The following is a 6000-nucleotide window of genomic DNA, read 5'->3' as shown; positions in this document are numbered from 1 at the left end:
CTCCCGCCTGCGGGAGGGGGCTTTGCCCCGCACCCTTCCAACACCCGTTGCCCAACGCCCGCCGTCGCTCTAACGCTGTCGCAAACATGACAACAGCAGGGCGACGGGGTTTGGTAGTCGAGGCGAGCAAGGATGTGGACGCCACGGTGCGCGGCGTACTGGCCGATGTGCTGGGCCTGTCGGCGGAGCGTGTCGAGAGCTTCGATGCCGACACCCCGCTGTTCGGCGCGCTGCCCGAGCTGGACTCGATGGCGGTCGCGGGCGTGCTGACCGAGCTGGAAGATCGCCTCGGCATCCTGATCGAGGATGACGAAGTCGATGGCGAAATGTTGGAGACGTTCGGCCAGCTGGTCGCCTTCGCCGACGCCAAGGCGCGCGCTTGATCGACTATTATGACTGGCCCGGCGGGCGCGAGGCGATGTTGCGCTTCGGTCCGGCCGACGGGCCGGTCGTGCTGGTCGCCATGCCTTTCTGGGAGGAAGCGAACCGGACGCGCAGCCTGGTGGTCGCGATGCTGCGGCGGCTGGCCGATCACGGCATCGGCGGCGCGCTGCCCGACTGGCCGGGCACGGGCGAGAGCCTGATCGACACCGAACAGGCGACGCTCTTCCAATGGCGCGAGGCGCACGAGGCCGCGGCGAACGCCATGGGGGACCGGCGCTGCTACGGCGTATCCATCAGGGGCGGCACGCTGGTCGACCTCTTTGGATTGCTGTCCGGCCGCTGGCACCTGGCCCCGATGACCGGCGAGGCGGTGTTGCGCGACGTCATCCGGCTGCGCGCGGCGGCCGGTTTGCGCGGCGACGAACATGGTCTGTTCGGCGCGGAGTCGCCGGTGCGGATCGCGGGCAATCGGGTCTCGCCGTATTTCCTCGCCGGGCTCGCGGGGGCGGAGCCCTATGATCAGCCGGGCGTGCCGCGTCGTGTCGTGCGCCTCGGCCATGATCGCGGCCCGGCCGACCGTACCATCGACGCCGTGCCTCCCTGGCGCCGGGCGGAACCACTGGAAGATCCTGAACTCGCCACGCTGCTGGCCGACGACATCGCCGAGTGGATCGCGTCATGCGAAGGCTGATCTCCTTCGCCTGCGACGATGCCACGCTGGTCGGGACGCTGGACGAAGGCACGCAGCCGACCGGATTGCTGATCGTCTCCGGTGGTAACGAGCCGCGCATGGGGGCGCATCGCGGCCAGGCGGTGCTCGCCGCCCGGATCGCGGCGCGCGGCTATCCGGTGTTCCGCTTCGATCGGCGCGGTGTGGGCGATAGCGAAGGGCTGAATGGCGGCTGGCAGGCGAGCGGCCCCGACATCGCCGCCGCCGTCGCGAGTTTTGCGCAGGCGGCGGGCGTCGCGCAGATCATCGGCTTCGGCAATTGCGACGCCGCCTCGGCCCTGGCCATGTTCGGACAGGCGGCGGGATTGAACGGCGTGCTGCTGTCCAATCCCTGGCTTACCGAGGAGCCCGATGCGCTGCCGCCCGCCGCCGCGATCCGGCGCCATTATGCGCGCAAGCTCGCCAATCCCGCCGAATGGCTGAGACTCGCGCGCGGGGCGGTCGATTTCGGTCGGCTTCGCCAGGGCCTTGCCAAGATCGCCGCGCCCCCCGCCCCCTTTGACGAAACCGCCGCCCCGCTGCTCGACGCCATCGCCAGCTGGGGCAATGCCGCCGCGATCATCGTCGCGCGCGGTGACGCGACCGGCGTCGCCTTCCGCGCCGCTGCGCGCGGCCATGGCTTTGCGATGGAGACGCTGGCGACGGACTCGCACAGCTATGCCGATGCGCTGGACGCCTTGGAGCGGGTGATCCTGGCGCATCTCGACACCGCGTCATCCGGCCAGCCGAGTGCTGGATACGACGATCTGGCGGAACCCGAAAATACGCCTTAATACGCTTTAAGATAATGGTTTTCTTCGGAACGCCGCTCCTTACCCGTCCATTGGGTGGGTCAAGGAGACACGGTCCATGAGCGAACGCCCCACCCCACCCCAGCCCGAACAGCAGCAGGACATGCCCGGCCAGACCGAGGCGATGGACCCGCGTCCCGACCATGGTGAGCGCAGCTATGTCGGCCACGGCAAGCTGACCGACAAGAAGGCAATCATCACCGGCGCAGACAGCGGCATTGGCCGCGCCGTCGCCATCGCCTTTGCCCGTGAGGGCGCGGACGTCGTGATCTCGTACCTGTCCGAAGACGAGGACGCCGCCGAGACCCAGCGGCTGGTCGAACAGGCGGGCCGCAAGGCGCTGCTGATCCCCGGCGATGTCAGCGATCCGGCGCATTGCCGCACCATCGTCGAGCGCGCCGTCCAGACCTTCGGCCGGGTCGATATCCTAGTGAACAACGCCGCGCACCAGGCGAGCTTCCAGGCGGTCGAGGACATCAGCGACGAGGAGTGGAACATCACCTTCGCCACCAACATCCATGCGATGTTTTATCTGGTGAAGGCCGCGTTGCCGCACATGGGCGAAGGCGCGTCGATCATCAACACGACCTCGATCAACGCCGACAAGCCCAACCAGCAATTGCTCGCATACGCGACGACCAAGGGCGCGATCCACAATTTCACCGCCGGGCTGGCCCAGATGCTCGCCGAGCGAAAGATCCGCGTCAACGCGGTGGCGCCGGGTCCGGTATGGACCCCGCTGATCCCCTCCACCATGCCGCCCGAGGCGGTGAAGAGCTTCGGCGAGAAAACGCCGATGGGCCGCGCCGCGCAGCCCGCCGAGCTTGCGCCCCCTTACGTCCTGCTGGCGAGCGGCGAGGCCAGCTACATCAGCGGCGCGACCATCCCCGTCACCGGCGGCACTCCCTTCCTCTGATCCTCCCGCCGAGCCGAGTGGACGTCCGCCCCTTGCCTCACCCTTTCCACTCGGCCAGTCTGACGCGATGATCCTCCCGCTTCTGCTTGCCGCCGCCGCGACGCCCGCCGCCGCGCCCTCCCCCGCCCGGCTGAAGGCGGATGTCGAAACGCTGGTCGGCTTCGGCACGCGCCACACCGCCTCGTCCACCACCGATCCCAAGCGCGGCATCGGCGCGGCGCGCGACTGGACCGCGAGACAGTTCGAGACGATAGGCCAGGGCTGTAACGGCTGCATCAGTGTCGAGCGGATCAACCGCCGCTTCACCGGCCCGCGCGCGCCGAACGGGGTGATGGTCGAGGATGTGCTGGGCATCCAGCGCGGGCGCGACCCGAACCGCGTCGTCATCGTCGGCGCGCATATCGACAGCCGCGTGACCGATGTCATGGACGCGACCTCCGACGCGCCGGGGGCCAATGACGATGCCTCGGGCGTGGCGCTGGTGCTGGAGGCCGCCCGCCAACTGTCCAAGCGGCAGTTCGATGCCACCATCGTCTATGCCGTTTTCTCGGGCGAGGAACAGGGGCTGTGGGGCTCCACCCTGCTCGCCGACACCGCCAAGGCGCGGGGCTGGCGCGTCTCGGCGATGCTGAACAACGATATTGTCGGCAACACCGTCGGCCAGGGCGGCGTCCGCGAGGCACGCTGGGTCCGCGTCTTTTCCGAGGGCATCCGCGCCTCCGAAGACCTGCCCCAACAGCTTCAGCGGCGCGGCAATGGCGGCGAGGATGATGGCCCCAGCCGCGCACTGGCCAAGGCGATCGATGGCGTGGCCGACAAGCTGGGTGGGCTGGACGTGTTTCTCGACCGCCGCCCCGACCGCTTCGGGCGCGGCGGCGATCACGAACCCTTCCTGAAGCTCGGCTATCCCGCCATCCGCTTCTCGGTCGCCAATGAGGATTGGGACGCGCAGCATCAGGACCTGCGCAAAGAAGGAAATGTCGCGTACGGCGACACTATCGACAAGATGGACTTCCCCTATCTGGCTAAGGTCACCGCGATCAATATCGCGACGCTCGCCCGGTTGGCCGCCGCGCCGCCCGCGCCCGACAAGGTGACGATCAGCGGCGCGCTATCCCGCGACACCCAGGTGGAGTGGACGCCGGTGCCGGGCGCGGTCCGCTACCGCATCCACTGGCGGCGCGATGATGTCGCTGACTGGACCCAGTCGAAGGACGTGACCGAAACCAAAGCCCTGCTGACCCAGGTGCCGGTTGACGATCATTTCGTGGGCGTGTCCGCCATCGCGGCCGACGGAGCGGAGAGCCTGGTCACCTTTGGCGGTCGCTAATTCGCGATTGATGGCGGAAGTGAAAGGATGCCGCCCCGAGGGAGTGGAACGGAGCGGCATCCCAATTATCGACCCGGCGTCTCTCGGGGCGATATCCCCCCCTGGGGGAACGCTTTAGCGACGAACCAGCTTGCTGCGCACCGACGCCCGGCGCGGGGCCGCGCGCACGATCTCGGTCGTGGTGGTCGTCGTTGTCGTGGTAACCGGGGCACCCTGTACCACAATCGTGGTAACGGTGGGAGCAGGATAATAATATCCGGCGTCATAATATCCCGGCCGTCCGGAGGCCAGTGTGCCGACCGTGGTCGTGGTGGTCACCGTCGTGCCGTCGCGCGTGACGATACGCCGCCCCATGGCGGGCGGCGGCGAATAGTCATCCCGATAACCGTAATCCCCGTCATAACCAGAGCGGCCATAATCGTCATAGCCGGGTGCCATGCCCCGCCGCCGATCCTCGGCCCGGTCGATCGCATAGCCTGCCGCCGCGCCGACGCCTGCACCGATCAGCGTACCGCCCAGCCGGTTGCCGCGCCCTGCAACCAGATTGCCCGCGACACCGCCCGCCACCGCACCGATCGCGGCACCGCCGAGGCCATCATCGCGCCGGACCCGCGGCGGATAGCCGGGGCCCGCATAGCCGGGCTGGCTCGTGCCGTCCCAGTCGACCCCATAGACGCTGTCATATACCGACCCACGCGGGTCGATCAGAACGGCATCGTCATAGTAACGCGACCAGTGATAGCCGACCGGCGGCTGCGGCAGGGTGTAGACCGCCCAATCCTCCACACCGAAGCGAGGGTCGTTCCAATAGGATGGCATGACCATGCCGCGCACCGGACGCCGATACGCGCGCCAGCCACCCGGCGCATTCGCGCCGCCCCACCAGCGCCCGCCGACCCGGCTGCCCCAGCGCTGACCGCGCATGGTTGGCGTTCCCACGGTGCTGGTTGTCGTAACGATGGGCTGGCCCGGCGGTGGGGGCGGCGCGTCGAAATGGGGTCGGGGATATCGTGCGCCCGCCTGCGCCATCGCCGGAGCGTTCAGCGTCAAGGCCAGGGGCATCGCGATGATAAGGGCGGAGAGATGCGAAAAGGGCCGCATGGCGTGTCAATATCCCCTGTATTCGTTCGATGACGCTCCCCCAAACGCCTCAACCGCAACAAGGTTTATACCAGCGCGCCCTTTCCGCCGATAGCGCCGGGACTCGTCCCGAATCGGGTCAAGCCGCGGCTCAGCCCACTCTGCTGGCAAGACGCGGAGCAAGCAGCGCCATCAACGCCTCGCACCCCGCCTGATCCTCTTCGTCGAACCGATCCGGCTCGGGGCTGTCGAGGTCGAGGACACCGATCACCACGCCATCATGCACGATCGGCACGACCAGTTCCGACCGGCTAGCCGCATCGCAGGCGATATGGCCGGGAAAGGCATGAACATCGGCCACACGCTGCGTCTTCGCCTCGGCCACGGCCGCGCCGCACACGCCCTTGCCGACCGGAATGCGGATGCACGCGGCCTTCCCCTGGAAGGGGCCGAGCACCAATTCCCCCGCGACCATGCGGTAGAAACCCGACCAGTTGAGATCGGGCAGATATTGCCCGATCAGCGCGGCGGCATTGGCCATGTTGGCGACGGCATCGTCCTCGCCCGCGGTCAGCGCGTCGAGCGCGGCGTGGAGGTCCCGGTAAAGCTCCGCCTTCGATCCGGCGGTGATGTCGAACTGATACATGGCGAGCGATGTAAGCCGTCCGAGTTCTCGCGTCATCCCCCGGAGCCGCCCGTAACGCAGTCGGACATCGCTTTTGCTGGCAAAATTCCTTGTACCCGACTGCTTGCGCGGCCGATTTTATTG

7 protein-coding genes are annotated in these 6000 nt (G+C 68.0%); 5 read left to right on the top strand and 2 right to left on the bottom strand.

The window, feature by feature from the left end; all coding sequences use genetic code 11:
- The first annotated feature begins 86 nt into the window (after positions 1-86).
- From SB4_RS13960 to SB4_RS13940, 5 genes are all read left to right on the top strand, one after another.
- Entirely contained in the window at positions 87-383 is a 297-nt protein-coding gene (locus tag SB4_RS13960; RefSeq protein ID WP_058717266.1) for an acyl carrier protein, read from the top strand.
- The gene (locus tag SB4_RS13955) at positions 380-1075 is read left to right on the top strand and encodes an alpha/beta hydrolase family protein (protein WP_241488630.1); all 696 of its coding nucleotides are present in this window, start codon (positions 380-382) and stop codon (positions 1073-1075) included. Before SB4_RS13960 ends, SB4_RS13955 begins: the two co-directional genes overlap by 4 nt.
- Positions 1063-1887, top strand: a complete 825-nt coding sequence (locus SB4_RS13950; RefSeq protein WP_058753040.1) for a hydrolase 1, exosortase A system-associated — start codon at positions 1063-1065, stop codon at positions 1885-1887. Before SB4_RS13955 ends, SB4_RS13950 begins: the two co-directional genes overlap by 13 nt.
- A gap of 76 nt (positions 1888-1963) precedes the next feature.
- A complete protein-coding gene (locus SB4_RS13945; RefSeq protein WP_058753039.1) occupies positions 1964-2821 on the top strand; it encodes a glucose 1-dehydrogenase in 858 nt (285 codons plus the stop codon).
- Positions 2822-2888: 67 nt separating this feature from the next.
- Positions 2889-4151: a M20/M25/M40 family metallo-hydrolase gene (locus tag SB4_RS13940; protein ID WP_058753038.1), complete on the top strand. Its 1263-nt coding sequence runs from the start codon at positions 2889-2891 to the stop codon at positions 4149-4151.
- 114 nt (positions 4152-4265) lie between these two features.
- Here SB4_RS13940 and SB4_RS13935 read toward each other — a convergent pair whose 3' ends face one another.
- Entirely contained in the window at positions 4266-5075 is an 810-nt protein-coding gene (locus tag SB4_RS13935; protein WP_241488629.1) for an RcnB family protein, read from the bottom strand.
- Positions 5076-5382: 307 nt separating this feature from the next.
- Positions 5383-5877: a GAF domain-containing protein gene (locus SB4_RS13930; protein WP_058753036.1), complete on the bottom strand. Its 495-nt coding sequence runs from the start codon at positions 5875-5877 to the stop codon at positions 5383-5385.
- Positions 5878-6000 lie beyond the last annotated feature (123 nt).

This window comes from Sphingomonas sanguinis, from assembly GCF_001476905.1.
Taxonomy (GTDB): Bacteria; Pseudomonadota; Alphaproteobacteria; order Sphingomonadales; family Sphingomonadaceae; genus Sphingomonas; species Sphingomonas sanguinis_B.
This window is presented reverse-complemented; position numbering and strand designations above follow the sequence as displayed.